This is a genomic window from Mesorhizobium sp. M1E.F.Ca.ET.041.01.1.1 (assembly GCF_003997355.1).
In the GTDB taxonomy this organism is placed as follows: domain Bacteria; phylum Pseudomonadota; class Alphaproteobacteria; order Rhizobiales; family Rhizobiaceae; genus Mesorhizobium.
Map to the genome: position 1 here is coordinate 1 of NZ_RZSL01001160.1, position 730 is coordinate 730.

The 730-nt window shown below is 67.3% G+C and carries 1 protein-coding gene; it reads left to right on the forward strand.

All coding sequences use genetic code 11. From position 1 onward, the window contains the following. Window positions 1-252 precede the first annotated feature (252 nt). On the forward strand, window positions 253-730 hold a 478-nt coding region (locus EOA38_RS38095; RefSeq protein ID WP_127301638.1), incomplete at its 3' end, for a hypothetical protein.

Consider the following 730-nt stretch of genomic DNA (forward strand, 5'->3'; position numbering starts at 1 on the left):
GAGGATATGGGATTGTGCCTGCATGTCTGCCCGATTTGCCTTTTCGCCCCCGATAATAGGGAGTGGGGATTATAAGGAGTGCCGCCGCCGAGCGGCATGGAAAATTGCAACCGAATGTTTCTGTGGTGGCGCCGGAAACATTGGGAAACAAATCTCCTTTTTGCGGAAACCTTCGGCAACGCGCCGAAGCAAAGCGGCAAAAGACGCTTCCTATCCTCCTGCCATCGCAAGCATGAAGGAAAGGATTACGTCATGCGAAGCAGACTTTTGGCGCTCGGCCTGTTCTCGGTCGCGGCCATCCATCCCGTGCTGGCCGCCCAACCCGACCCTGGCGCACCGGGCGACCAACCGCCGGCAATCGGCCGGCAGGACGACGCGAATCCTGGCCCGATGCCCTGGCCCGGCCCGCATGGGCCGATGCGACACGGACCGCAGGGGCCGGAGGGCTTCCGCATGGGGCCGCCGCCGCCGGAAATGCTCGCCGCCCGGCTTTCGGCGCTCGAGACCCGCATCGGTATCCGCTCCGAACAGCTCGATGCCTGGCGCGACTACACCAGCGCGCTGCAGGCGGTGCTGGCGCCGCCGCGCTTCGACCACGGCTCCGGCGCTCCCGGCGGCCCTGAGGCAGGCGGACCGGCTGCTCCCGGCGCCCCCGACCAGGCGCAGCGCGATCCCTTCGCCTTCCAGGAGCGGCTAGCCGACGAGGTGACCAAACGCGCGGCCGCGGCCG